The following is a 23937-nucleotide window of genomic DNA, read 5'->3' on the forward strand; positions in this document are numbered from 1 at the left end:
ACGAAACAGGCCCCCGGCCGTACCGAATCGGTACGGCCGGGGGCCTGCGGCGTGTGGGGCAGCGCTAGTCGTCGACCGAGATGCCGAGCCGGGCGGCGAACACGCGCGTCAGCTCGGCGGCCTGCGTTGAGCTGATGGTTGCGCCCCGCAAGCTCTGCGCGTCGCTGATCGTGCCGAGGATCGTGAGCCCGCGCAGATCAACGTGAGAGAGCCGCGCGGCGTCGATCTGCAGGGACTCGACCCGGCAGTTCTCGAACGAGACGCTCTCGAGCGTGGCGCCCGCGAGGTCGAGCTCGCTGAACACGCAGTCCCTGAATACGACCCGGCTGAGCTGCGCCGCTCGCAGGTTCACCCAGCCGAACTTGCAGCCCGCGATGAGCGTGGCCCGCACCTCGGCGTCGTGCAGTTCGAGCGCGCCGACGCGCGACTCGAGCAGCTCGGAGTCCCGGAGCAGGGCGCGGCCCCCGCGAAGCGTGGGCACGTTGAGGCCGGAGATCCGGGTCTCAAGAAAGCGTGCGCCGCGCAGTGACACCGCGTCCCCCGTGACGCCAGCGAGCTCGCACTCCGAGAAGCTCGCGCCGTCGAGGGAGTCGCTCTCGAGCGTCACACCCGAAAACCTCATGCCGTCGTAGCGACCGCGAGGCTCGGGAGCGCGGTCTCCCGCGTCATCGAGCTCGGGCAGCCGCAGCTCCTCGAGCACCGGAAAGCGCTGGGGCTTTCGAGCCGCCACCGTTACGCCTGCTGCTCTGGCCGGGCGATCGGGATCTTCACGCCCCGCACCTGGGCGGAGACGTCCGCGGCAATCTGGACGGCCGTGAGCCCGGCGTCTTCAAGGAGCTCGTCGCGGGAGGCGTGGCCGGGGAACTCGTCGGGCGTACCCAGCTCGCTCACCGCCGTGTCCACCGCTGCATCGCGGAGGGCCTGGCGAATTCGGGTCCCCACGCCGCCGACGCGGATCCCATCCTCGATGCTGATGAGCAGGCGGTGCGAGCGGGCGAGCTCGACGACCGAGTCTGCCACGGGCACCACCCAGCGCGGATCCACCACGCTCGACGTGATGCCCTGCTCGGCGAGCAGCGTCGAAGCCTCGAGCGCGATCGCGGCCATCGGGCCCACCGCAACGAACAGTACGTCGCGCTCGCTCGCCTCCGGCGGAACCTCGCGGAGCACGTCCACGCCGTCGGCCGTGCGGCGCAGCGCGGGGATGGCCGCAGCGACCGACCCCTTTGGGTAGCGGATCACGGTGGGGCCGTCATTGATTGCCACGGCCTCGCCCAGCAGTTCGCGCAGCGTGTTCTCATCGCGCGGCGCGGCGATCCGGATGCCCGGCACCACCTGCAGGGTGGCGAGATCCCAGACCCCGTTGTGGCTCGCGCCGTCCGGGCCCGTGAGTCCCGCGCGATCGAGCACGAATGTGACCCCGGCGCGGTGCAGCGCGACATCCATGAGCAGCTGATCGAAAGCGCGGTTCATGAACGTGGCATACACGGCGACGACGGGGTGCAGACCGCCATAGGCGAGACCCGCGGCGCTCGTCACCGCGTGCTGCTCGGCGATGCCGACGTCGTAGACCCGGCCCGGGTGCCGCTCAGCGAGGGCGTCAAGCCCGGTCGGGGCGAGCATCGCGGCCGTAATCGCCACGATCCGCTCATCGGCGTCGGCGAGCTCGACGATCCGTTCCCTGAACACGCTCGTCCAGCTGCGGCCGTGGGAGACCGAGAGGGGCTCGCCGTTGCCCGGGTTGATCTGCCCCACAGAGTGGAACTGATCGGCCTCGTCGTTTTCCGCCGGGGCATAGCCGCGGCCCTTCTCCGTGATCACGTGGACCAGTGTGGGCCGACCGTAGCCCTTGGCCTGGCGCAGCACCTCCTCGACCGCGGGAAGATCGTGTCCGTCGACGGGGCCGAGGTACTTGATGTCCAGGTTTGAGTACAGGTGATCGTTGTTGGAGGCGCGGCTCAGGAAGCCGTGGAGCGCGCCGCGGGCGCCGCGGTAGATCGTGCGTCCCGGCTTGCCGAGGCGGGAGAATAGCTTCTCACTGCCCTCCTGCAGATCTCGGTAGGTATCCTTCGACCGCACCGAGTTCAAGAAACGCGCCATGCCGCCAATTGTTGGCGCGTAGGATCGGCCGTTGTCGTTGACGATAATCACAAGGTTGCGATCGTTGTCGTCGGTGATGTTGTTGAGCGCTTCCCAGGTCATCCCGCCGGTGAGGGCGCCGTCACCGACCAGCGCGACCACGTGCCGGTCCTCCTGCCCGGTGCGGGCGAACGCGCGCGAGATGCCGTCGGCCCAGCTGAGCGAACTCGACGCGTGCGAGCTCTCTACGATGTCGTGCTCGGACTCCGAGCGCTGCGGGTACCCGGCGAGTCCGCCCCGGCGACGCAGCAGGGAGAAGTCGCGGCGCCCGGTCAGCATCTTGTGCACGTAACTCTGGTGCCCGGTGTCGAACACGATCGGATCACGCGGCGAGTCGAACACGCGGTGGATGGCGATCGTCAGCTCAACGACGCCGAGGTTTGGCCCGAGGTGTCCCCCGGTCTTCGCGACCTCGGCGATCAAGAACTCGCGAATCTCAGCCGCGAGGAGCTGGCACTCTTCCGGGGTGAGGGCGTCAAGGTCACGCGGACCTTCGATTCCGTCCAGGATCGCCACCCGATTACCTCCCCTTCGGCTCCGACCGAGAGTGCGGAGCATCCGACCAGTCTACTCGCGGAGTGCCACCCCCACGATTCAGCGCACCGCGGCGGGACACCGGACCGTCCCGTCGCCTGCGCACTCCGGCCGCGCAGAACTGCGTGATGAGGCAGGCAAACGGTTCACGCACTGCAGCGCGCGCACACGCGAGCCGCAACACTCAGAATGCACTCATTGATGTATGCATTAGGCTGAGGGGGTGGACACGGTGGATTTTTGGGAAGACCAGTCGGACTCAGCTCCGATCGCCTCACGCATCGCCGGGACGTTGGGGCGGCGCATCGCTCAGGGCGACATCCCCGCCGGGACGATACTGACCGAGGTCGATGTCGCCGCAGCGGAGGGAGTCTCACGCACCCCGGTTCGCGAGGCGATGGTGCGGCTGCAGTCCTGGGGCTTCGTCCGGCTGATGCCGAAGAAGGGGGCACTCGTCACGATCCCCACGGCGTCGGAGCAGCGCGATCTCCTCGAGGTTCGTGCGATGGTCGAGTGCGCTGCGGTGAAAGACGTAATCGCGGATCCTGATCAGCTCGAGCTGCTCTGCACCCAGCTCGAGGGCGCGCTGGCGGCGCAGGAGGCCGCACTGAATGACGAGAACGAGTTCGCCACCGCCGATTTCACCTTTCATGCGGCGATTGCCGGGAGTGCGCGGAACGCCGTGATGCGCGAGCTGGTCGTAAATTTGGCCCCGCGGCTGCTTCGGCTCACCTCCCTCGCGGTCCGGTCGCGACGGGGCCGCCTCGACGAGTTTCACGCAGAGCACCGAGAGCTCTATCGGGCGATCCGCCGTCGGGACCTTGCAGGATTCACCTCGGCAGTCCAGACGCACCTCAGCGACGGACACCGCGACTACTCTGTCGGACAGTGACCGGGGGCGGGTGGCGGGGTGTTGCCCCCGCAGTCTTCCTCATGGCGTGGGGTGGCAATCACTTCACTCCCCTGCTGCACGTGTACGAGACGGTCGGGGGGTACGCCCCCTGGCAAGCGAACCTGCTGCTCGGCATGTACGTCTTTGGCCTCATTCCCGGCCTGCTCATCGCGGCGGCCCTCTCGGACCGGTACGGGCGGCGCCCGGTGCTAGCCATCGGGGTCGGCTCGGCGGCCGCGGCCAGCCTGGTTCTCGCGGCCGCGACGGAGAACTTCATCGTGCTCTGCGCTGGCAGGGTCCTGGCTGGAATCGCAGTCGGGGTTGCAATGTCGGTGGGTTCAAGCTGGATCAAGGAGCTCTCGCCGGCCAAGGGCGCGCGTCGCTCAGCGCTGACCCTGACCCTCGGTTTCGCCGTTGGCGCCGGTGTCACGGGCATGCTCGCGCAGTGGGCGCCGGCTCCCACGCACCTGCCGTTTCTCGTCCACGCGGTGCTCTGCATCCCGGCGCTGACCCTCGCCCTGCGCGCGCCCGAGACGGTGACCCGGACGACGAGGTCGGTGGCGCCGTGGTGGCATGATCTGCGGGTTCCCGCAGCTGGGCACCGGATCTTTCGCTGGGTGGTCATCCCGGCGGCGCCCTGGGTGTTTGCCGCCGCGGGCGTCGCCTATGCAATCCTGCCGAGCGCCGTCGAGTCACAGCTCGGAGATCTGAACACCCTGTTCGCCACGGCCCTCACCGTGGCCACGCTCGGGATCGGCGCGGTCATGCAAGCCGCAGTACCCGCAATTGACCGCGCGACCCACGGACGATCCCTACAGGTGGGGCTCGCCGGCATGACGATCGGGATGCTGCTCGCGTCCCTCGCCGCCTGGCTCCGCAGCCCGGTACTCGTGATCCTCGTCGCCGCCGTGCTCGGCGCCTCATACGGAGTGTGCGTTGTTGCTGGCCTCGTCATCGCTCAGAGCCTTGCCACACCGAGCGATCTGGCAGGAGTGACCGGCCGGTACTACGCCCTCACCTACATCGGATTCCTGCTTCCGACAGTCCTCGCCGCGGTGCACCCGGTGCTCGAGTACCCCGCGAGCCTGGGGGTCGTTGCGGGCCTCTGCCTGCTGTCGCTGGCGATCGTCAGCATTGGGAAACTCCGGAGCACGTGACGCTGATCACGGCCGCACGAAGAAGCAGATCAGCGGATACCACATCAGGGAGTCCGCCTCGACGCACTGAGCGGAGACTTCGGCGCAGACGAAACCGCCGGTCACCCTCACCGGAATAGGCGCGACAAGGATGAGCGCCACGAGGACGAACAACACTCCCACCCCACGACCGCACTCCCAGTCTCCAGGGGTGTGGGGCCGCGGTCAACACTTCACACCACGCCTGTGGGAGAGCGCCGCGCCCAGGCGCGCAGTCGCGAAGGCCTCACACACGGTTCGGCGCACCGTGGTGGAATGAGAAACGGCCCGGGTGCGTGCGCACCCGGGCCGTCTCACATCGCGTGGTTAGACCAGCGAGCGCAGCACGTACTGCAGGATCCCACCGTTGCGGTAGTAGTCGGCCTCACCCGGGGTGTCGATGCGCACGATCGCATCGAAGGAGACGACGCTGCCGTCTGCCTTCGTCGCGGTCACAGCGACCGTCTTCGGGGTGACACCCTCGTTGAGCGCCACGACGCCGGCGATGTCGAAGGTCTCCGTGCCGTCCAGGCCGAGCGAGTCAGCGCTCTCCCCGGCCGGGAACTGCAGCGGCAGCACGCCCATGCCGATGAGATTTGAGCGGTGAATGCGCTCGAAGCTCTCGGTGATCACGGCCTTGACGCCGAGCAGGCTGGTTCCCTTTGCCGCCCAGTCGCGCGACGAGCCCGAGCCGTACTCCTTGCCGCCGAGCACCACGAGCGGGATGCCCGCTGCCTGGTAGTTCTGCGACGCATCGTAGATGTAGGACTTCGGTGCGCCCTCCTGCGTGAAGTCGCGGGTGAAGCCGCCCTCCACGTTGTCGAGGAGCTGGTTGCGGAGGCGAATGTTCGCGAACGTGCCGCGGATCATGACCTCGTGGTTGCCGCGACGCGAGCCGTAGGTGTTGAAGTCCTTCGGTGCGATCCCGTTCTCGACCAGGTACTGGCCAGCGGGCGTCTCCGCCTTGAAGCTGCCGGCCGGGCTGATGTGGTCGGTGGTGACCGAGTCGCCGAGCTTGGCGAGCACGCGTGCGCCCGAGATGTCGGTCACAGGGACCGTCTCGCGGGTCATCCCGTCGAAGTAGGGCGCCTTGCGCACGTAGGTCGACTTCTCGTCCCACGCGAAGGTGTTGCCGTCGGGAGTGGGCAGCGAGGTCCAGTGCTCGTCGCCATCGAAGACGGTGGCGTACTTCGACGTGAACATGTCGGAATCGATTGACGCGTCAGCGATCTGCTGCACCTCGGTCGGATCCGGCCAGATGTCGCGCAGGAACACGTCGTTGCCCGACTGGTCCTGTCCGAGCGCCTGCGTCTCGAAATCGAAGTCCATCGTGCCGGCAAGCGAGTACGCGATCACGAGCGGCGGGCTCGCGAGGTAGTTCATCTTGATGTCCGGGTTGATCCGGCCCTCGAAGTTGCGGTTACCCGAGAGCACGGCGGTCACGGCGAGGTCGTTGTCGTTCACGGCCTGCGAGATCTCATCGTTCAGCGGACCGGAGTTGCCGATGCACGTCACGCAGCCATAGCCAACGGTGTAGAAGCCGAGCGCCTCGAGGTCGCGGTTGAGACCGGACTTCTCGTAGTAGTCGGTCACGACCTTCGAGCCCGGTGCAAGCGTGGTCTTGACCCAGGGCTGCGCCTTGAGTCCCTTTGCCACGGCGTTGCGCGCGAGCACGCCCGCGGCAAGCATCACGGAGGGGTTCGACGTGTTGGTGCACGAGGTGATCGAGGCGAGGGTGACCGCACCGTGATCCAGCTCGAACTCGTTGCCGGCCTCGTCCTTGACCTTTGCGGGGTTTGCGGCCTGCGCGTAGTTCTTCAGGTCGGTCTCGAACTGGGTCTTTGCGGCGGTGAGCTCAATGCGATCCTGCGGCCGCTTCGGGCCCGCGATCGACGACACGACCGTGCCGAGATCGAGCTCAAGGTACTCGCTGAACTCGGGCTCGCGCGACGCGTCGTGCCACATGCCCTGCTCCTGCGTGTACGCCTTGATGAGCGCGATCTGCTCTTCGCTGCGGCCCGTGAGGCGCAGGTAGTCGAGCGTGACGTCGTCCACCGGGAACATCGCGGCGGTCGAGCCGAACTCGGGGCTCATGTTGCCGATCGTGGCGCGGTTGGCGAGCGGCACGGAGCCGACGCCCTCGCCGTAGAACTCCACGAACTTGCCGACCACGCCGTGCTTGCGCAGCATCTGCGTGATGGTGAGCACCACGTCGGTGGCGGTGACGCCGGCGGGGATCTTGCCGGAGAGCTTGAAGCCAACGACGCGCGGGATCAGCATGGAGATCGGCTGGCCAAGCATGGCAGCCTCCGCCTCGATGCCGCCGACGCCCCAGCCGAGCACGCCGAGGCCGTTCTCCATCGTGGTGTGCGAGTCGGTGCCCACGCAGGTGTCGGGGTACGCCTGCAGGGCGCCCTCGACAGTGCGGGTGAACGTGACGCGCGCCAGGTACTCAATGTTGACCTGGTGCACGATGCCGGTCCCGGGCGGAACGACCTTGAACTCATCGAACGCACCCTGGCCCCAGCGGAGGAACTGGTAGCGCTCGCCATTGCGCTGGTACTCGATCTCAACATTGCGCGCCGCCGCACCCGGGGTGCCGTAGACGTCGGAGATCACCGAGTGGTCAATGACCATCTCGGCGGGAGCCAGCGGGTTGATCTTGTCGGGGGTGCCGCCGAGGTCGACGACCGCCTCGCGCATCGTTGCGAGGTCGACCACACAGGGCACGCCCGTGAAGTCCTGCATGATCACGCGCGCCGGGGTGAACTGGATCTCGGTGTCGGGCTGCGCCGACGGATCCCAGCCACCGAGGGCCTCGATGTGCGCCTTGGTGACGTTCGCGCCGTCTTCGGTGCGGAGCAGGTTCTCCAGCAGCACCTTGAGGCTGTACGGCAAGCGTTCGTGGCCGGGGACGCGGTCGATCCGGTAGATCTCGTAGTCCTGCTCGCCGACGGCGAGGGTGCTCTTCGCGTCGAAGCTGTTGACGGCTCCCATGAGGCTCCTCCAATTTATCTCGATGTCAAGATAACTCTACACCGAAATTGAGGCTTCTCGACTCACTCCGGCGGGGCGATGTGCCCTGTGCTCCCAACGATATCGGGCTTCGATTCATCTGATGATTTGGCGACACGCCGCACCCCGAACCAGGTGACAATGATTACCGCGGCGAACAGCGGCGTCCCCATCACGATTCGAGCCGTACCGAGTGCAGCGACCTGCTCCGAGAGGTACATCGGGAGCTGCACGGCGAGTCGCGCAATGAACATCGCGAGCCACAGCAGCGTGAGCAGCGTGCCCGCGCGCTTCAGGCGGAGATCGCGGCGCCACCCCTTCAGATCACCGCGCACGAAACCGATTACGAGGCCAATCGCGGGCCAGCCGACCAGCAGCGATATGAGCAGGCCGAGCGACCACACCGCGTTGATCACAAAGCCCCAGAGGAAGTAGTCAACGCCCCGCCCGGTGACGAGCGTGATCAGCACCGCGATGCCGACGCCCAGCATGCCCGAGAGCGCTGAGACGGGGGTCTCGCGCCGCACCAGACGAATCACGAAGAGGAGCACCGCGAGCACGCCCGGCACGATCGCGGCGAGGCGCGCGTCCTGGGTGGGGACGAAGATCCCGAGGAAGATGAGGCTCGGCAGGAGCGTCTCCGCGACACCACGCCAGCCGCCGATCGCGGCGAGCACGCTCTGCGCGTTGAGCTCCTCGCCGGCGGCGCCCGCCTGCACGGCGCGGGCCATCCCCCCGAGCCGCTTGACCGCGCCCTCGGGGATCCCGGCCTCCGCGCCATCGGGCACTACGGCGTCCCCGGACTGGGTGTGGGCGGGCCCGGTCGCGGGGACCGCACCCTCGGGTGTCGCCGTTGGAGTCTCTCCCGGAGTGCCGCTCCCGGCGCCGGCCGGGGTGCTCGGCTCCACCGGCTCACCCGCGCCGCTCACGCCGGCTGCGCCCCGCCCTGAGCGTCCTTGCGCTCCGCCTGCACACCGGCGGGCACGCGCAGCGGCAGCAGCTCGCTCGGCGGCATCGGCTGATCGCCGCGCACCACGACGAGCTCGCGGAACACGTCAAATACCCGCTCGCGCACGGCCGCGTCAGTCACGGCCTTGCCCATCACCACGCCGCGCAGCATCCAGCGCGGCCCGTCAACGGCGACGAATCGCACCGTGCGCGAGCCGCCCTGCTCCGCCGGAGCGGTCGTGACCACGAGCAGCTCCGGGCCGAGCGGCCCGTCCTCCTCCGTCACGGATGCACCCTGCGACGTCATCTGCTGGGCGAGCTCACCGCGCACCCCGTGCCAGAGTCCCGTGGTCTTCGGCGCCGCAAATGCCTGCACCTGCAGCAGCGACTCCGCGTACTCGAGCGAGACGGCGACCACGCGGTTTGCGCGCTCGTCCACCTCGAGGCGGAGCTGGAGCCCCTCGCGCGGCGCGACCTTGATGCCGCCGAGATCAACGTACGGCCGCATCGCGGGAACCTCTGCGGCGTCGAACGGACCGGAGACCTCGCGGTCGGCCGGCCCGGACTTCGAGTCGTCTACCTCGGGCTCCTCGGCCTCGCGCAGTTCAACCTCATCGGCGGTGCGCAGCGGCTCTGCCGCCTGTTCGCCCTGTTCGTCGCTCATACTCGTCCTACTCCTTGCTCACGCCCCGCGGTGCGGGGCCTCACTCATCCAGCCGCGCGGCCGTGCTGGCCGCGCGCCAAAAACTAGCTGCGGACCCCGGTCGATCCGAAGCCACCCGTGCCCCGCACGCTCTCCGGCAGCTCGGCGACCGGCACAAACACCGCGCGAGACACCGGCATGATGATCAGCTGGGCGATCCGGTCGCCCGCCTCAACCACGAACTCCGCCTCGCGATCAGTGTTCAACAGCGTCACCTTGATCTCGCCCCGGTACCCCGCATCGATGGTGCCCGGAGAGTTCACCACGGTGATGCCGTGCTTCGCGGCCAGGCCGCTACGCGGCACCACGAAGCCGGCGTACCCCTCGGGAAGCGCAATCGCCACACCGGTGCCAACGAGGGCGCGCTCGCCCGGAGCGAGCGTGACCGCCTCGGCGGCCATGAGGTCGGCTCCCGCGTCGTCGGCGTGGGCGTAGCGGGGTGCGCGCTCTGCGCGGATCTGGATCTCTACAACGTCTGTCACTCGGCCAGAGTATCGGATCAACCCGTGGTTCCTCCGCAACACTTTCGGCCGGGTCGCGGCACACACCCGAGGCGCAGGGAGACATCGGCGATAATGGATGCATGACGAGCGACGTTCCCGCCTCCTCGGCGGCCCCCGCATCCCCCGCAACTCCGGCCTACCGAGAGCGGTTGGTGCCGGGCCCGGGCCTGTTTCTTGCACTGCTCCTGCTCGTGCCCGCCGTGGCTCTGATCACCACCCCGATCAATGCGGCCCTCGCAATCCCCGTGGGCGTACTCGTATTCCTGATCGCCGCGATCACGCTGCTGCTCCTCGCCCCCACGGTTCGCGTGGTGGGCGACCGGCTTGTGGCCGGCCACGCGGAGATTCCCGTCGCGCAGCTCGGTGACATGCAGCTGCTCGGCAGCGAGGCGCTGCGTGCCGCCATCGGCCCCGGGCTCGACGCGCGCAGCTTTCTGCTCGTGCGCGGCTGGATTCACCGCGGCGTGAAGATCGACAACATCGATCCGGCAGATCCGGCACCGTACTGGATCATCACGACCCGCCACCCGCAGAAGCTCGCCGACGCGATTCGCGCGGCGCGCTCCTAGCTGAACGCGCAACAGGCCCGTGTGCCTCGATCAGTGATCGGGGCCCACGGGCCTGTTTCGTTGCGGGGTGCGCCCCGTCACCGCCGGAGCGGAGCGGAGCCGGTGCGAGGCGATGCCTCGCGCGTGGCGGTCGTTAGGCCGCACACTCCGCGCAAATCGGACCGAGGTCCGTCTGGTGATCCATCTGCGAGCGGTGGCGCACCAGGAAGCAGCTCACGCAGGTGAACTCGTCGTCCTGCTGCGGAAGCACGACCACATCGAGTTCAACATCTGACAGATCCGATCCGCCAAGATCGAAACTGGGGTTGTCGGCGTCCTCCGAGTCGAGGCCGGAGGCACCCTTTGCGGGGCCGCGCTCTTTCAGCGCCTCAATGGAGTCGGCTTCTTCTTCGGACTTCCTGGGGGCGTCGTAATCAGTTGCCATAATCTCCTGCATTCCTGTGCCGCGCTTCGGCACCTCAACCATCGAGCGGCCATAGTCTGCCGTACGACTCGCCTCTGATGCAACTCTGCAGCTCCGAGTTCTCTGTACGCGAACCGTCAGTGCGCGAAGTTTCCTACGCGCCGCGTCAATACTGCCCCCGGCGGGCGAGATGTGTCACCCTAGTTCGCGAGCCAGGAAGGATGCGCCAATGGATGAATTGCGCTTTGTGCGACGTGAGGATCAGACCCTCGTCGTCGCGAACGATGCCGGCCAAGAATTCACTCTCGTCGTCGACGACGCGGTGCTCAGCGAGCTTCGCAGCCTGAGCCGACGCGAGCGAGACACCGGAAAGGTGCGACCCCGCGAGATTCAGTCGCTGATCCGCGCGGGCAAGACCCGCGCCGAGATCATGGCGCAGACGGGCCTTGAAGAGTCGGACATCGAACGCTACGAGGAACCGGTGCTGGCCGAGCGCCGCTACGTGCTGGAGCGCGCGCACGCGGTCCCCGTGCGGGCCGAGGCTCACGCCGACGCGGACCAGCGCTTCGGCGCCGTAATCCAGGAGCGCCTCATCTCGCTCGGCGCAGACGCGAGCGAGTGGGCGTCGTGGCGCGACGAGGAGACCGGCTGGATGATCAGCCTGGAATTCATCTCGCACGATGTCGCCCACCGCGCCGTGTGGGCCTTTGAGCACCGCAAGGGCGCGCTCTCCCCCATCACCCCGGACGCCGTGAACCTCTCCAAGCAGGGCGAGGTCGGCGACCGCCTGATTCCTAAGCTTCGCGCCGTTGACAGCGGTGACGGGTCGGCGCGATTCGATTCCGGCGCGTTCGACACCGTCGAACTCGCCCAGCCCCACGAGCCCGCGGACGCGACGCGCGCCGAGTCGGCTCAGGCGGAGCCGGAGGAGGAGATCACTCCGGAACGCGCGGAGGCTGACTACGAGCGCAAGCGCGAGATCGACCAGCGCGCGATCAAGACAAACGAGACGCAGCCCGTCGACCTCAGCCAGACCGCCGACCTGCTCGACGCGCTGCGCCGTCGTCGCGGCGAACGAGACGAGGCGAACCGCGCCGCGGCGCTCGCCGAGGTGGTTGATGCCGCACACGCGCCAGCCCCCGGAGCCGAGGAGCCGAGCGACACCACCGCCCAGCTCGAGCTCCCGGACCCAACCCCGCAGCCCTCGGAGGCTCGCGCCCGCAGCATCTGGGGCGCAAACGGTGTCAGCGGATCCCCCGCACCGGCCGGATCGCGCGGAGACGGCGGCAAGCTGGCCCCGGCCGCGCCGCAGACCGCGACCCCGGCGCCCACTGCGCCCCCACGGCTGCCCGCGGCCCCGGCGGTTCCCACGGCTCCCTCGTCGCCCACGGCCGGGGACGCCGGTGAAGCCCCGGAGGCTCCGGAGAAGCTCCCGAAGAAGGGGCGCGCGTCGATCCCCAGCTGGGACGACATCCTCTTCGGCACCCGCAGCGACGAAGACCCGAACTAGCTGCGAGGGTCGGCCGCTCCGGTGGCCGGCCGCTCCCGGGCACCGCGCTGCGGGCGGCCTTCGCGCGAGCCCGAAGCGCTGACCGCGGGGCACCCCACTCCCTGGCACCGCGCTGCGGGCCCGGGCGTGCTGCTCAGTCGTTGACGCTGGCGACTTCGTTGGCGACGGCGCCCACGCGGCTGCGCGCAGCGACTGCCGTGACCAACGCCCCGAATCCGGTTCCCGCGAGCGCGCCGCCGAGCGCGAGCGGCACCCCCCGCTCCTCATCGCTGAACGATCCGTGCTGCCCCACCATCGCGTGCACGCCCGGGTCGTCGGTGCTGAGCGTGTAGGCCACGCGCTTTCGAGCGGCGATGAGCACGTCGCCCAGGCGCTCCGCGACGCCCGGCGCGACCGGTCCGAACACGCCGCTCGCGATCGCCTCGTCGCGGGTACTCACCCACGCGCGGTCCCCCTCAGCGGCGGCCCAGCGCCGCTGCACCTCGGCGGGGTCAATGCCGGGCTCAAGGTAGAGCGAGCGGAACCGCGGTTCGCCACCGACCATCCCGACACCGGCGAGCAGTTCGGGGTCCGAGTCGAGCAGCACCTGCTGCTGCGGCGCGACGTCTACGATGCCGTGGTCTGCCGTGACCACGACTCCGGTGTCGCCGGGCAGTGTCCGCAGGAAGTCTGCGAGTGCTGCGTCGAGCTGCTCAAGCCGCCGCACCCACTCGGCGCTCTCCACGCCGAACTCGTGCGCGGCCCGGTCAAGCTCATCGACGTAGAGATACATGACCGTCGGCTCGCCGCGCCGCAGCGCCTGGGAGCCAAGCGCAAAGCGATCCTCGATCCGTTGCCCGGGGAGGTAGTCCGCGCCCGTCAGAATCGCTTCGGTGAGGCCGCCGGAGGCGTGCGCCGGCCGTCCGATCACCACTGGGCGAGCTCCGAGAGCGGCGGCGTTCGCGAACAGCGGATCCGCGAGCTGCCACGAGCGCCGATCCGGAATCCCATCCCACTCGCTGAGGGTCGTCACGAGGCCGAGCTCCGGGTGCCGGATCCGGTATCCGATGAGACCGTGGGCGCCGGGGAGGCGCCCGGTGGTGATCGTGGTGAGCGCCGCCCCGGTCGTCGACGGAGCGACAGTCTCGATCCTGCGCTGCGGCAGCCCCGAGAGCGTCGGCGCGTGGCCGCGGCGTGCGCGCAGATTGGCGTGACCGAGCCCGTCGACCACGATGAGCACGAGCGAGCGCAGCTTGGGCACCAGCCCAAGATCGAGGTCTTTGAAGCCGTCAGATCCGGCCCCGGGGTAGATCTCGGAGAGCGTGTCGCGCGGGTCGCGGCCAAGCCCTGAGGCGACGGCGGCAATTCCGCTTGGCAGAATCGCGGCAAGCCTCGCGCCGTTGTCGGCAGCTGTCGGTAGCATGATCTCCATTATGACCGAATCGCCCGGAGCCCCCCACGAGATCGCCGGCGAACGCATCGAGGACATCGACATCTCGGAGGAGATGGAGGGTTCGTTCCTCGAGTACGCCTACTCAGTGATCTACTCGCGCGCCCTGCCTGATGCCCGTGACGGCCTCAAGCCTGTGCAGCGCCGCATCCTGTTCATGATGGACGACATGGGGCTGCGCCCCGAGAAGGGCCACGTCAAGTCGGCCCGCGTCGTGGGCGAGGTGATGGGCAAGCTCCACCCGCACGGCGATTCATCCATCTACGATGCGCTCGTGCGGCTCGCGCAGAGCTTCAACATGCGCCTCCCGCTCATCGACGGCCACGGCAACTTTGGCTCACTCGACGACGGCCCGGCCGCCTCGCGGTACACCGAGGCGAGGCTCGCGGGCGCGGCGCTCGCGATGACCGACTCGCTCGACGAGGACGTCGTAGATTTTGTCCCCAACTACGACAACCAGATCATGCAACCCGACGTGCTTCCGTCGGCGATCCCCAACCTCCTCGTCAACGGCGCCAGCGGCATCGCGGTCGGCATGGCCACTAACCTGGCCCCGCACAACCTGATCGAGGTCGTCGACGGTGCAAAACACCTGCTCTTCAACCCCGACGCCACCGTTGACGAGCTGATGGAGTACATCCCCGGCCCGGATCTCCCGGGCGGCGGCACCATCGTGGGCCTCGACGGGGTCAAGGACGCCTACCGCACGGGTCGCGGCGCGTTCCGCACGCGCGCGAAGGTCGCCGTCGAGCAGCTCGGGCCACGGCGCACCGGGCTCGTCGTCACGGAGCTGCCCTACCTCGTGGGCCCCGAGCGCGTCATCGAGAAGATCAAGCAGGGCGTCGAAGCGAAGAAGCTCTCCGGAATCTCGGACCTGGCGGATCTCACCGACCGCAAGAACGGGCTCCGCCTGGTCATCACGCTGAAGACCGGATTCGCTCCGGAGGCGGTGCTTGAGCAGCTGTACCGCTACACGCCGCTCGAAGACTCGTTCAGCATCAACTCGGTCGCCCTGGTCAAGGGGCAGCCGCAGACGCTCGGGCTTCGCGAGATGCTGCGCGTATTCCTCGATCACCGCATTTCCGTGATCACCCGGCGCACCGAGCACCGCCTCGCGAAGCGGCGCGACCGCCTGCACCTCGTGGCCGGCCTGCTGATCGCGATCCTCGACATCGACGAGGTCATCCAGCTCATCCGCACGAGCGACGATTCCGAGACCGCCCGCACTCGACTGATGCAGGTGTTCGACCTCACTGAGGTGCAGGCGGAGTACATTCTCGAGCTACGGCTGCGCCGCCTCACCAAGTTCTCGCGCGTGGAGCTCGAGGCCGAGCGCGACGAGCTCAACGCCGAGATTGAGCGCCTCCTCGAGATTCTTGGGAGCGACGACCGCCTGCGCGGCGTTGTCGCTGAGGAACTCGACGCCGCTGCCACCGCGTGGGGCACGCCGCGCCGCACGCTCCTCACCGGCGCGGTGATCCGGCCCACGCGCACCGCGGCCGCGTCGGCGTCGCTCGAGGTCGCAGACACGCCCTGCTCAGTGCTGCTCTCGGTCACCGGACGCGCGCTGCGTGTCGATCGCGATCCCGAATCACCTGAATCAACCCGCGGGGCGCCGCGCGCCACCAAGCACGGCGCGGTGCGCTCGAGCGCGGAGGGTACGGTGCGCGGCGAGTTCGGCGCGCTGCTCTCTGATGGCACCCTGCACCGCTTCACCCCGGTCGACCTGCCGCTCGTGCCCGCCGCGAGCATCGCGTTCTCCGCAGGCGCCAAGCTGCTCGACTACCTCGGCGTCACCGACAAGAAGCTCAGCGTGGTGGGGATCACGGCACTCGACCAGGACACCCCGCTCGGGCTGTGTACCCTGCAGGGCACGGTGAAGCGCGTAGTGCTCACCGATCTGCCGGCAAAGCCGTCCTTCGAGGTCATCGGGCTCAAGGGCGACGATCAGCTCGTGGGCGCGTTCCCGGCGCCCGACGGCTCCGAGTTCGCGATCGTTACCAGCGATGCGCAGCTGCTCCGCTTCGACGCCGCCGCGGTGCGGCCGCAGGGGCGTCCGGCGAGCGGAATGGCCGGCATGCGTCTGGGGGCCGACGCGCGCGTGGTCTTCGCCGGCGCCGTCCCGGCCGGCGCCGAGGCGCGGGTGGTCACGATCGCCGACAGCTCGATCACCCTGCCGGGCACCGACGTGGCCACGGCGAAGATCACCGACTGGGCCGAGATCCCGCCAAAGGGCCGCGCCACCGGTGGTGTGCGCATCCAGCGCTTCCTCAAGTGGGAAGACCAGATTGCGTGCGCCTGGGTGGGCACGGGCGAGCCGCGCGCGCTCGCGGCCGACGGGTCCGCGCGCAAGCTCCCCACCGAGCTTGGCAAGCGCGACGGCTCGGGTCAGCCAATCGACGGCGCCGCGGCGTTCGTCGGCGAGGCACCCTGACCCGGGTGCCGCCGGCCGCCCAGGCTTCGTCCTAACCGCCCGCGACCTCCCGGTCATCGTAGGCGGCGCGGTTTGCCACGACCGCGATCTGGTTCGCGGCCGCCCACTGCATGAGGCCCCGCACCGGCTCGTTGAGCGTGAGCCCGAGCTGGGTCATTGAGTACTCCACCCGGGGTGGGATCTCGGCGAAGGCCTCACGGGTGATCAGGCCGTCTCGCTCGAGGTTGCGGAGGGTCAGCGTCAGCATGCGCCGGGAAATCCCCGGCGTGGCGCGCAGCAGCTCCGTAAAGCGCGCGGGCCCGTCTTGGAGCGTGCGAATGAGCAGCAGGCTCCACTTGTCGCCGATGCGCTCGATCACCGAACGCATCACGTCCGGCCCATCAGCCTCGCAGAGCGCGTCCTCGCCGCACGTCGTGCTCACTCCGTCACCCATGGTGCTCCCTCGGTTACTCGCGTGTCACTCAGGCACGTTGCTGTACCGGGCTCCCGCACGGTAGAAAGTAACTCATCGTAACCACAGTAACTTGAAGGAACTCTTACAACTCATGAGCATTGCCGTCTGGATCGTTTCCGGCCTCCTCGCCCTCGCCTACCTCGCCGCGGGCGGGATGAAGCTCGTCCGCTCGAAAGCCGAGCTCCGCCCCACGATGGCGTGGGTGGAGGGCTTCTCCCCCGCCGCCATCAAGGTGATCGCCGCGCTTGAGGTGCTCGGCGGGATTGGCCTGATCCTGCCGCCGCTCACAGGGGTCGCGCCGTGGCTCGCGGTGGTCGCCGCGTTCGGCCTGGTCGCCGTGCAGATCGGGGCGATCGCGGTGCACATTCGCTACCGCGACCCGGCCGCGAAGCTGGTCCCCAACTTCGTCCTGCTGCTGCTCGCGCTCTTCGTCGCGGTCGGGCTGCTCCTCTAGCGGCGCGGTGCCCGCGGGCTGGGGGCTCGGGGCAGGGGTGCTGGGCCCTGAGCGCTGGGCCCTGGGCGCTGGGCTCTTGGCGCTGGGTTCTTGGCCCCGCCGCAAATCCGACCCCTTACTTCAGATCCGACCCGGCCTATCGGCCCAATGCGCCGGTGGACCGGGTCGGAACTGCGTGGACGGGGCGGTTCCGTGCGAGCGGGCGGCGCTGTGCGAGCGGGCGAGCCGCGGCCGCGGGCCGGGCCAGCCGGACGGCCGGGAGTACCCCGCCGCAGTTCAGTCGGTCTCGCAACCTCCCCGGTCGCGTGACCGTCTGCAGGACTGGTCGCAAATCCGACCCATTGCTTCAGATCCGACCCGGTTCAACAGGGCAACGGGCTGGTGGACCGGGTCGGTTCTGAGCAAGCGGGGCGGGTCTGCGCGATCGGGCGGTTCCGCGCGAGCGTGCGATCCCCCGGCTTCGAGGCGGGCCAGCTGGACCGCCGCGTACACCCCGCCGCCGTCCAGCCGCCCAACCGCTTCCTCGTCCGGAGGCACGGCCGCATGACAGGCCGCGGGACCGCTCGCAAATCCGACCCATTACTTCAGATCCGACCCGGTCTATCGGCCCCACGCGCCGGTGGACCGGGTCGGATCTGCGTGGACGGGGCGGATCTGTGCGAGCGGGCGGTTCCGTGCGAGCACTTCGGGTCTGCGCGATCGGGCGGTTCCGCGCGAGCGGGCGAGCCCCCGGCTTCGAGGCGGACCAGCTGGACCGCCGCGTACACCCCGCCGCCGTCCAGCCGCCCAACCGCTTCCTCGTCCGGAGGCACGGCCGCATGACAGGCCGCGGGACCGCTCGCAAATCCGACCCATTACTTCAGATCCGACCCGGTTCATCAGGGCCGCGGGCTGGTGAAGCGGGTCGGATCTGCGTGAGCGGGTCGGATCTGCGTGAGCGGGTCGGATCTGCGTGAGCGGGTCGGATCTGCGTGAGCGGGTCGGATCTGCGCGAGGGGGTCGGATCTGCGCCAGCGGGGCGAATTTAGGCGGCCGGGTCGGACCTGGTCGGGCGAACTGCGGGTGGGCACGCTCGGCCGCGCAAGGGGCGGCCAGCGAGTGACTGAGATGGCTCCGAGGCTGAGATCATGCGCCACGCCGCGCACACGGCGCCCGCAGAGCAGCGGGATCGTCACGGGGCCAGCCCATCAGCACCCCAAACAGGCGCGTGCGCCCGCGCCACGGGGCGCCGAGGCGACGGCGGAGCACAGGCACCCGCTCCGGGCGGGCCAACAGCCCACTGCAGGGCCAGGCAAGCCGCGGCGAGTCAGGTCATCCCACGGCAGGTCCGGACACGGCAGCACAGGCTAGGCAAGGCCAGGCCTGGACAAGGCAGGGACAAAACCAACCCAGCCCAACCAGAACCAGAATCAGCCAGGCGGCTACGCGTCGATGCGGTCCCGGTCGAGGTCGTCGGCGTTCTCGATGATGAACTCCTTGCGGGGCGCCACCTCGTTGCCCATGAGCAGCTCGAACACCTGGGACGCCGCGTGGGCGTCTTCCACGCGGACGCGCCGCAGCGTGCGGTGCTCCCGGTCCATGGTGGTCTCCGCGAGCTGATCGGCGTCCATCTCGCCGAGCCCCTTGTACCGCTGGATGGGCTCCTGGTACTTCTTGCCGCGCTTGCGCAGGTCTGCAAGCAGCGTGTTGAGCTCGCGCTCGCTGTACGTGTAGATCACGTCGTTGGGCTTGCGCCCGGCGTTCTGCACGATCACGCGGTGCAGCGGCGGCACAGCCGCGTACACGCGCCCGGCCTCCACCATGGGCCGCATGTATCGGAAGAAGAGCGTGAGCAGCAGGGTGCGGATGTGCGCGCCGTCGACGTCGGCGTCGCTCATGAGGATCACCTTGCCGTAGCGCGCCGAGTCGATGTCGAAGTCGCGCCCCGACCCCGCGCCGATCACCTTGATGATCGCGCCGCACTCGGCGTTGCTGAGCATCTCGGCGACGGACGCCTTCTGCACGTTGAGGATCTTGCCTCGAATCGGGAGCAGCGCCTGAAACTCGCTGTCGCGAGCCGGCCGCGCCGTGCCGAGCGCGCTGTCGCCCTCGACGATGAAGATTTCGGTGTCGGCCACGTTCTTGGAGCGGCAGTCGATCAGTTTCGCGGGAAGCGAGGAGCTCTCGAGCGAGCTCTTGCGCCGGGCCGTGTCGCGCTGAGCGCGGAGGGCGATCCGCGCTTTCATCTCGGAGACCATCTTCTCGAGCAGGGCACCGGTCTGCGCCTTGTCCTGCTTCTTCGTGGACTCGTAGCGCTCGGTGAGGCCCTTGACGATGGCGCGGGACACGATCTGGCGCACGGCGGCCGTGCCGAGCACCTCCTTCGTCTGCCCCTCGAACTGCGGCTCGGGGACGCGCACCGTGACCACCGCGGTGAGCCCGGTGAGGATGTCGTCCTTCTCGGGCTTGTCGCTGCCAGCCTTGAGCTTGCGCGCGTTCGTCTCGATCTGTTTGCGGAAGAACTTGGTGAGGCCCTGCTCGAAGCCGCTCATGTGCGTGCCGCCCTTGGGCGTCGAGATGATGTTCACGAAGCTCTGCACGGAGGTGTCGTAGCCGGTCCCCCAGCGGAGCGCGATATCGACCTCGCACGTGCGCTCAACCTCGCGCGACACCAGGTGCCCGGTTTCCTCGTCCATCACGGGCACGGTCTCAGTGAAGGTGCCGGAGTCGGTGACGCGCCACGTCTCGGTGAGCGGCGCGTCGACCGCGAGGTAGTCGACGAACTCGGAGAGGCCGCCCTCGTACTCGAAGCGGTGCACCTGCGGCGCGCCGGACTCGTCGAGCGACTCGGGCCGCTCATCGGTGATCTCGATCGCGAGGCCGGGGACGAGGAACGCGGTCTGTCGGGCGCGCGCCACGAGCGACTCGGGCTCGAACTTGGCGGAGGCGAGGAAGATCTGCGGATCGGCCCAGTACCGCACCCGCGTGCCCGTGACGCCCTTCTTGACCTTGCCGAGGACGCGCAGCTCAGATGAGTTCTCGAACGGCGTGAACGCGCTGTCTGGGCCGTCACCCGCGAAGATGCCGGGTTCGCCGTGCTTGAACGACATGCCCCAGGTCTTGCCATCGCGATCCACCTCGACGTCGAGCCGGGAGGAGAGCGCGTTGACCACGGAAGCACCGACGCCGTGCAGGCCGCCGGAGGAGGCGTATCCCCCGCCACCGAACTTGCCGCCCGCGTGCAGCTTGGTGAACACGAGCTCGACGCCGGAGAGCCCGCTCTTGGGCTCAATATCGACGGGGACGCCGCGGCCGGTGTCCGTGACGGTGACGCTGCCGTCGGCGTGGAGCGTGATGCCGATCTGGTCCCCGTGCCCGGCGAGCGCCTCGTCGACCGAGTTGTCGATGATCTCCCAGAGGCAGTGCATGAGACCGCGCGAGTCGGTGGTGCCGATGTACATGCCTGGGCGCTTGCGGACGGCCTCGAGCCCCTCCAGCACCGTGAGATGGCGTGCGGAGTAGTTCGACTCCGTCGACTGCCCTGCTGATCGCTGCGTCGCCACTACGTGGATCTCCTCTGTTTTGATGACTCCCCTACCCTAGGCCAGACCTCCGACACCGGCGTGCAGCCGTCCCGGCGAGTGCGGAAGCGGTGACACGGCTACGCGGTCAGCGAACCCGAGGGTTCCCCGTGGCAATTCACACGCTGAACGTGTTTTGATAGACCTGTAACTGATTCACGAACGGACGGGAGGTCGCCATGACGACAATCGAGCAGGATCGTGCTGACACGATCGATGCCGCGGATCGCCCGCTCAGCGCACTCGACCGCTGCGATAGCTGCGGTGCGCAGGCGTATGTGCGCGCAGGTCTCGGCGGCAGCGAGTTGCTGTTCTGCGCACACCACGCACACAAGCATGAGGGAAAGCTGCGCCCGATGGCGGAGTTCTGGCACGACGAGAGCCACAAGCTCACCCCGTAATTCGGGATGCCCAACACCCTCTGGCGGTTTTTCGCCGGAGGGTGTTGTCGTTTCTCGGGCCGGTATCCCGGTGCGGCGACCGCGCACAACCGCGCAGCCGCGGGCAATCGCGGAGCCACGTAACCGCACAGCCGCGCAGGCGCCCCGGCGGCGCGTCAGCACCCCAGCTCCCCAACGCCCCGGCGCCCCAGACACAGCTGTGTCCCCTGGTGAGCGTTCACCAGGGGACACAGTCGCACGGGCACGGCCAGTGCCGCCCGCGGCCTACTCGAGGTAGTCGCGCAGCTGCTGGCTCCGCGAGGGGTGGCGCAGCTTCGCCATCGTCTTCGACTCGATCTGGCGGATCCGCTCACGCGTCACCCCGAAGGTGTCACCGATCTGGTCGAGCGTCTTCGGCATCCCGTCACCGAGGCCGAAGCGCATGCGAATCACGCCAGCCTCGCGCTCGGAGAGCGAGTCGAGCAGCTGTTCGAGCTGCTGCTGCAGCATGGTGAAGCCCACAGCGTCGGCGGGGACAACCGCCTCGGTGTCCTCGATGAGGTCGCCAAACTCGCTGTCGCCGTCCTCGCCCAGTGGGGTGTGGAGGGAGATGGGCTCGCGGCCGTACTTCTGCACCTCGATGACCTTCTCAGGGGTCATGTCGAGCTCGCGGCTCAGCTCCTCGGGCGTGGGCTCACGGCCGAGGTCCTGCAGCATCTGGCGCTGCACTCGGGCGAGCTTGTTAATGACCTCGACCATGTGGACCGGGATACGGATCGTACGCGCCTGATCTGCCATCGCGCGCGTGATCGCCTGACGGATCCACCAGGTTGCGTACGTGGAGAACTTGAAGCCCTTGGTGTAGTCGAACTTCTCGACAGCGCGGATCAGACCGAGGTTGCCCTCCTGGATCAGATCGAGGAACTGCATCCCGCGACCCGTGTAGCGCTTTGCGAGCGAGACCACGAGACGAAGGTTGGCGCCGAGCAGGTGACTCTTCGCGCGCTGGCCGTCGCGGGCAACCCACTTGAGCTCGCGCTCAAGCTTCTTCGGGAGGCCCTTCTCGGTCGCGAGCTTCTCCTCGGCAAAGAGGCCAGCCTCGATGCGCATGGCGAGCTCGACCTCTTCGGCGGCGTTCAACAGCGCCACCTTACCGATCTGCTTCAGGTAATCCTTCACCGGGTCCGCGGTTGCACCGGGGATCGCGGTGGTGACGGTGGGGACGTCCTCTTCCTCGCTCGCCTTCAGCACGATCGCGCCGGTGGGCAGTGGCTCGGTGACGGCGGGCGCCGGCTTCTCATCTTCGACGGGCTCAATCGCCTCGTCGTCGACTTCATCAACCTCTTCGACGTCGGCCGCAGCCTTCTTCGTGGTTGCGCGCTTAGTCGCGGGCTTCTTAGCGGCCGGCTTGGTCGCGGGAGCCTTCTTGACGGCCGTCTTCTTGGCAGCCGGCTTCTTTGCCGGAGCGGTGGTATCGGCCTCTGAAACGGTGGACACCTCGGGCTCCTCCGCGGAAGCGACGACAGCCTTCTTCGTCGTCTTCGCGGTGGTCGCACGAGTCTTGGGGGTGGATGCAGTTGCCACGCAGCCGCCTCTCTCTATCGATTGCCGCGCTGTGTCGCTGGCGTATCGCCAACGAGTGCTCACAGCATGAAAACCCATGTCAAGCCCGAATGATTCCCGACGCGCGGAAATACCCTCGGATTGAATGGGTTGGTCTCCCCTATTATTGCACGATCCCAGCGGGAATCTGACATGCGCCGACGCCGCGGCGCGGCGTTCCGCCCACGGCGTATCGACGCTGCTGCCACCGCTGACACGGCCCGCCCTGGACGCTACGGGCGGGGGAACTCGTCGGTCTCGGGGTCCCCGGAACCGGGGCCCTGCTGCTGCGCTAGAAATCGCTCAAGCTCGCTAGCGATCTGATCCGCCGTCGGAATTGACCCGTCCTCACTCACGAGCGGCGAGCGCGTGGTCTGGTCCTCCATATATGCGTCGTAGCGCTGCTCCAGGGTGCGCACCATGTCGAGCGACTCTTCGTTCTCCGCGAGCTGCGAATCGAGCTGCGCCGTGAAGCGGCGCCCGGCCTCGCGCACCTCGTCGGTGGACAGGATCAGTCCCGTGGCGGCCATGATGCCTTCGAGCGCGCCCTGCAGTGCCGCCGGGTACTCAGTGTTCGCGAGATAGTGCGGGATCAGCAGCGCAAATCCGGCAACCTCCTCGCCGACGCTGTGGAGGCGATACTCCAGCACGTGAGCGGCCGATGCGGACAGCTTGGTGGTGGGTCGCCAAATCGAACGCGCTTCGATTAGGTCGTCCCGAGAGCCACTGACGGTCACAGAGAGTGGGCGTGTGTGCGGCACTGGCATGGGGATCGCGTGCGCCCAGACCGTGATCGACACCTCGAACTCGTGCACAAGCAGCAGCATCGTGTCGATGAACTGCTCCCACCTGAAGTCTGGCTCGTAGCCGCTCAGCAGCAGGAACGGCGCCCCGAACTCGTCGTGCGCCAGGCTCAGGCTGAGCTCCTCGGGCGAGTAATCGACGAAGTGGTCTTCCGCGAACGTGATGAGCGGGCGCCGGGCGCGGTAGTCAAGCAGCATGTCGGCGTTGAAGCGGAGCACTTCCTCTGGCTCGTACTTACGCCACAGGTACTCCTCGAGCTGCGACACTGCGTTTCCCGCGTCACTCAGCCCCTGCATGGCCACAATGAGCGGCAGCCCGCGCGGAACGCTCGCACGGCGCTCGGCGTACTCTGCGGAGAAGATTGATTCGGTCACACCCCCATCCTACGAAGCGCACGTGAAAGTTGGGCGGTTTTGGTGACGCCGTCAG

Annotated in this window: 19 protein-coding genes; 7 read left to right on the forward strand and 12 right to left on the reverse strand. The window is 68.4% G+C overall.

The window, feature by feature from the left end; translation table 11 throughout:
• Positions 1–64: 64 nt before the first annotated feature.
• Both EV139_RS14900 and dxs read right to left on the reverse strand, forming a co-directional pair.
• Entirely contained in the window at positions 65–730 is a 666-nt protein-coding gene (locus tag EV139_RS14900) for a pentapeptide repeat-containing protein (RefSeq protein ID WP_130455526.1), read from the reverse strand.
• Positions 731–732: 2 nt separating this feature from the next.
• Positions 733–2655, reverse strand: coding sequence for a 1-deoxy-D-xylulose-5-phosphate synthase (dxs, locus tag EV139_RS14905; RefSeq protein ID WP_130455528.1), 1923 nt, complete (start codon positions 2653–2655; stop codon positions 733–735).
• A gap of 241 nt (positions 2656–2896) precedes the next feature.
• Between dxs and EV139_RS14910 the strand changes: the two genes are divergently transcribed.
• Complete coding sequence (locus EV139_RS14910) at positions 2897–3565, forward strand: GntR family transcriptional regulator (RefSeq protein ID WP_130455530.1); 669 nt, start codon at positions 2897–2899, stop codon at positions 3563–3565.
• A complete protein-coding gene (locus EV139_RS14915; RefSeq protein WP_241989075.1) occupies positions 3562–4722 on the forward strand; it encodes an MFS transporter in 1161 nt (386 codons plus the stop codon). Before EV139_RS14910 ends, EV139_RS14915 begins: the two co-directional genes overlap by 4 nt.
• Before the next feature lie 345 nt (positions 4723–5067).
• Here EV139_RS14915 and acnA read toward each other — a convergent pair whose 3' ends face one another.
• The 4 genes from acnA to dut form a co-directional block, all read right to left on the reverse strand.
• Positions 5068–7737 (reverse strand): aconitate hydratase AcnA, encoded by a 2670-nt coding sequence (acnA, locus tag EV139_RS14920; RefSeq protein ID WP_130455532.1) that lies wholly within the window; start codon positions 7735–7737, stop codon positions 5068–5070.
• A 62-nt stretch (positions 7738–7799) separates the two neighbouring features.
• Positions 7800–8543, reverse strand: coding sequence for a DUF3159 domain-containing protein (locus tag EV139_RS14925; protein ID WP_130455534.1), 744 nt, complete (start codon positions 8541–8543; stop codon positions 7800–7802).
• A 137-nt stretch (positions 8544–8680) separates the two neighbouring features.
• Complete coding sequence (locus EV139_RS14930) at positions 8681–9367, reverse strand: DUF3710 domain-containing protein (RefSeq protein ID WP_130455536.1); 687 nt, start codon at positions 9365–9367, stop codon at positions 8681–8683.
• Between the two features lie 83 nt (positions 9368–9450).
• On the reverse strand, positions 9451–9888 hold the full coding sequence (gene dut / locus EV139_RS14935; RefSeq protein WP_130455539.1) for a dUTP diphosphatase: 438 nt from the start codon (positions 9886–9888) through the stop codon (positions 9451–9453).
• 101 nt (positions 9889–9989) lie between these two features.
• Between dut and EV139_RS14940 the strand changes: the two genes are divergently transcribed.
• Positions 9990–10478, forward strand: coding sequence for a DUF3093 domain-containing protein (locus EV139_RS14940; protein ID WP_130455541.1), 489 nt, complete (start codon positions 9990–9992; stop codon positions 10476–10478).
• 133 nt (positions 10479–10611) lie between these two features.
• On the opposite strand, the gene EV139_RS14945 is transcribed toward EV139_RS14940, so the two are convergent.
• On the reverse strand, positions 10612–10902 hold the full coding sequence (locus tag EV139_RS14945) for a DUF4193 domain-containing protein (protein ID WP_125099741.1): 291 nt from the start codon (positions 10900–10902) through the stop codon (positions 10612–10614).
• Between the two features lie 208 nt (positions 10903–11110).
• On the opposite strand from EV139_RS14945, the gene sepH reads away from it, so the two are divergent.
• Positions 11111–12391: a septation protein SepH gene (sepH, locus tag EV139_RS14950; protein ID WP_130455543.1), complete on the forward strand. Its 1281-nt coding sequence runs from the start codon at positions 11111–11113 to the stop codon at positions 12389–12391.
• Between the two features lie 133 nt (positions 12392–12524).
• On the opposite strand, the gene EV139_RS14955 is transcribed toward sepH, so the two are convergent.
• A complete protein-coding gene (locus EV139_RS14955) occupies positions 12525–13793 on the reverse strand; it encodes an alkaline phosphatase family protein (RefSeq protein ID WP_130455545.1) in 1269 nt (422 codons plus the stop codon).
• Between the two features lie 10 nt (positions 13794–13803).
• Between EV139_RS14955 and EV139_RS14960 the strand changes: the two genes are divergently transcribed.
• Entirely contained in the window at positions 13804–16254 is a 2451-nt protein-coding gene (locus EV139_RS14960) for a DNA gyrase/topoisomerase IV subunit A (protein WP_130455547.1), read from the forward strand.
• A gap of 31 nt (positions 16255–16285) precedes the next feature.
• Here the strand turns inward: EV139_RS14960 and EV139_RS14965 are convergent, their stop codons facing one another.
• On the reverse strand, positions 16286–16687 hold the full coding sequence (locus tag EV139_RS14965) for a winged helix-turn-helix transcriptional regulator (RefSeq protein ID WP_237465457.1): 402 nt from the start codon (positions 16685–16687) through the stop codon (positions 16286–16288).
• Between the two features lie 112 nt (positions 16688–16799).
• On the opposite strand from EV139_RS14965, the gene EV139_RS14970 reads away from it, so the two are divergent.
• Complete coding sequence (locus EV139_RS14970; RefSeq protein ID WP_130455549.1) at positions 16800–17162, forward strand: DoxX family protein; 363 nt, start codon at positions 16800–16802, stop codon at positions 17160–17162.
• A gap of 1421 nt (positions 17163–18583) precedes the next feature.
• On the opposite strand, the gene EV139_RS14975 is transcribed toward EV139_RS14970, so the two are convergent.
• Positions 18584–20704 (reverse strand): DNA gyrase/topoisomerase IV subunit B, encoded by a 2121-nt coding sequence (locus EV139_RS14975; protein WP_130455551.1) that lies wholly within the window; start codon positions 20702–20704, stop codon positions 18584–18586.
• A 197-nt stretch (positions 20705–20901) separates the two neighbouring features.
• Here EV139_RS14975 and EV139_RS14980 point away from each other — a divergent pair, with 197 nt between their 5' ends.
• The gene (locus EV139_RS14980; protein WP_130455553.1) at positions 20902–21123 is read left to right on the forward strand and encodes a DUF7455 domain-containing protein; all 222 of its coding nucleotides are present in this window, start codon (positions 20902–20904) and stop codon (positions 21121–21123) included.
• A 264-nt stretch (positions 21124–21387) separates the two neighbouring features.
• Here the strand turns inward: EV139_RS14980 and EV139_RS14985 are convergent, their stop codons facing one another.
• Together EV139_RS14985 and EV139_RS14990 are read right to left on the reverse strand one after the other, a co-directional pair.
• Positions 21388–22686, reverse strand: coding sequence for an RNA polymerase sigma factor (locus EV139_RS14985; RefSeq protein WP_130455555.1), 1299 nt, complete (start codon positions 22684–22686; stop codon positions 21388–21390).
• 251 nt (positions 22687–22937) lie between these two features.
• On the reverse strand, positions 22938–23882 hold the full coding sequence (locus tag EV139_RS14990; protein ID WP_198677597.1) for a proteasome assembly chaperone family protein: 945 nt from the start codon (positions 23880–23882) through the stop codon (positions 22938–22940).
• Between the last annotated feature and the right edge of the window lie 55 nt (positions 23883–23937).

Origin of the sequence: Leucobacter luti, assembly GCF_004217175.1 — a bacterium.
GTDB classification, from domain to species: domain Bacteria; phylum Actinomycetota; class Actinomycetes; order Actinomycetales; family Microbacteriaceae; genus Leucobacter; species Leucobacter luti.

Bases quoted from the DNA above. Each gene is read 5' to 3' on its own strand.
- acnA (WP_130455532.1), bottom strand. From the start codon at position 7,737: ATGGGAGCCGTCAACAGCTTCGACGCGAAGAGCACCCTCGCCGTCGGC.
- EV139_RS14930 (WP_130455536.1), bottom strand. From the start codon at position 9,367: ATGAGCGACGAACAGGGCGAACAGGCGGCAGAGCCGCTGCGCACCGCC.
- EV139_RS14940 (WP_130455541.1), top strand. From the start codon at position 9,990: ATGACGAGCGACGTTCCCGCCTCCTCGGCGGCCCCCGCATCCCCCGCA.
- EV139_RS14945 (WP_125099741.1), bottom strand. From the start codon at position 10,902: ATGGCAACTGATTACGACGCCCCCAGGAAGTCCGAAGAAGAAGCCGAC.
- sepH (WP_130455543.1), top strand. From the start codon at position 11,111: ATGGATGAATTGCGCTTTGTGCGACGTGAGGATCAGACCCTCGTCGTC.
- EV139_RS14955 (WP_130455545.1), bottom strand. From the start codon at position 13,793: ATGCTACCGACAGCTGCCGACAACGGCGCGAGGCTTGCCGCGATTCTG.
- EV139_RS14960 (WP_130455547.1), top strand. From the start codon at position 13,804: ATGACCGAATCGCCCGGAGCCCCCCACGAGATCGCCGGCGAACGCATC.
- EV139_RS14965 (WP_237465457.1), bottom strand. From the start codon at position 16,687: ATGGGTGACGGAGTGAGCACGACGTGCGGCGAGGACGCGCTCTGCGAG.
- EV139_RS14970 (WP_130455549.1), top strand. From the start codon at position 16,800: ATGAGCATTGCCGTCTGGATCGTTTCCGGCCTCCTCGCCCTCGCCTAC.
- EV139_RS14980 (WP_130455553.1), top strand. From the start codon at position 20,902: ATGACGACAATCGAGCAGGATCGTGCTGACACGATCGATGCCGCGGAT.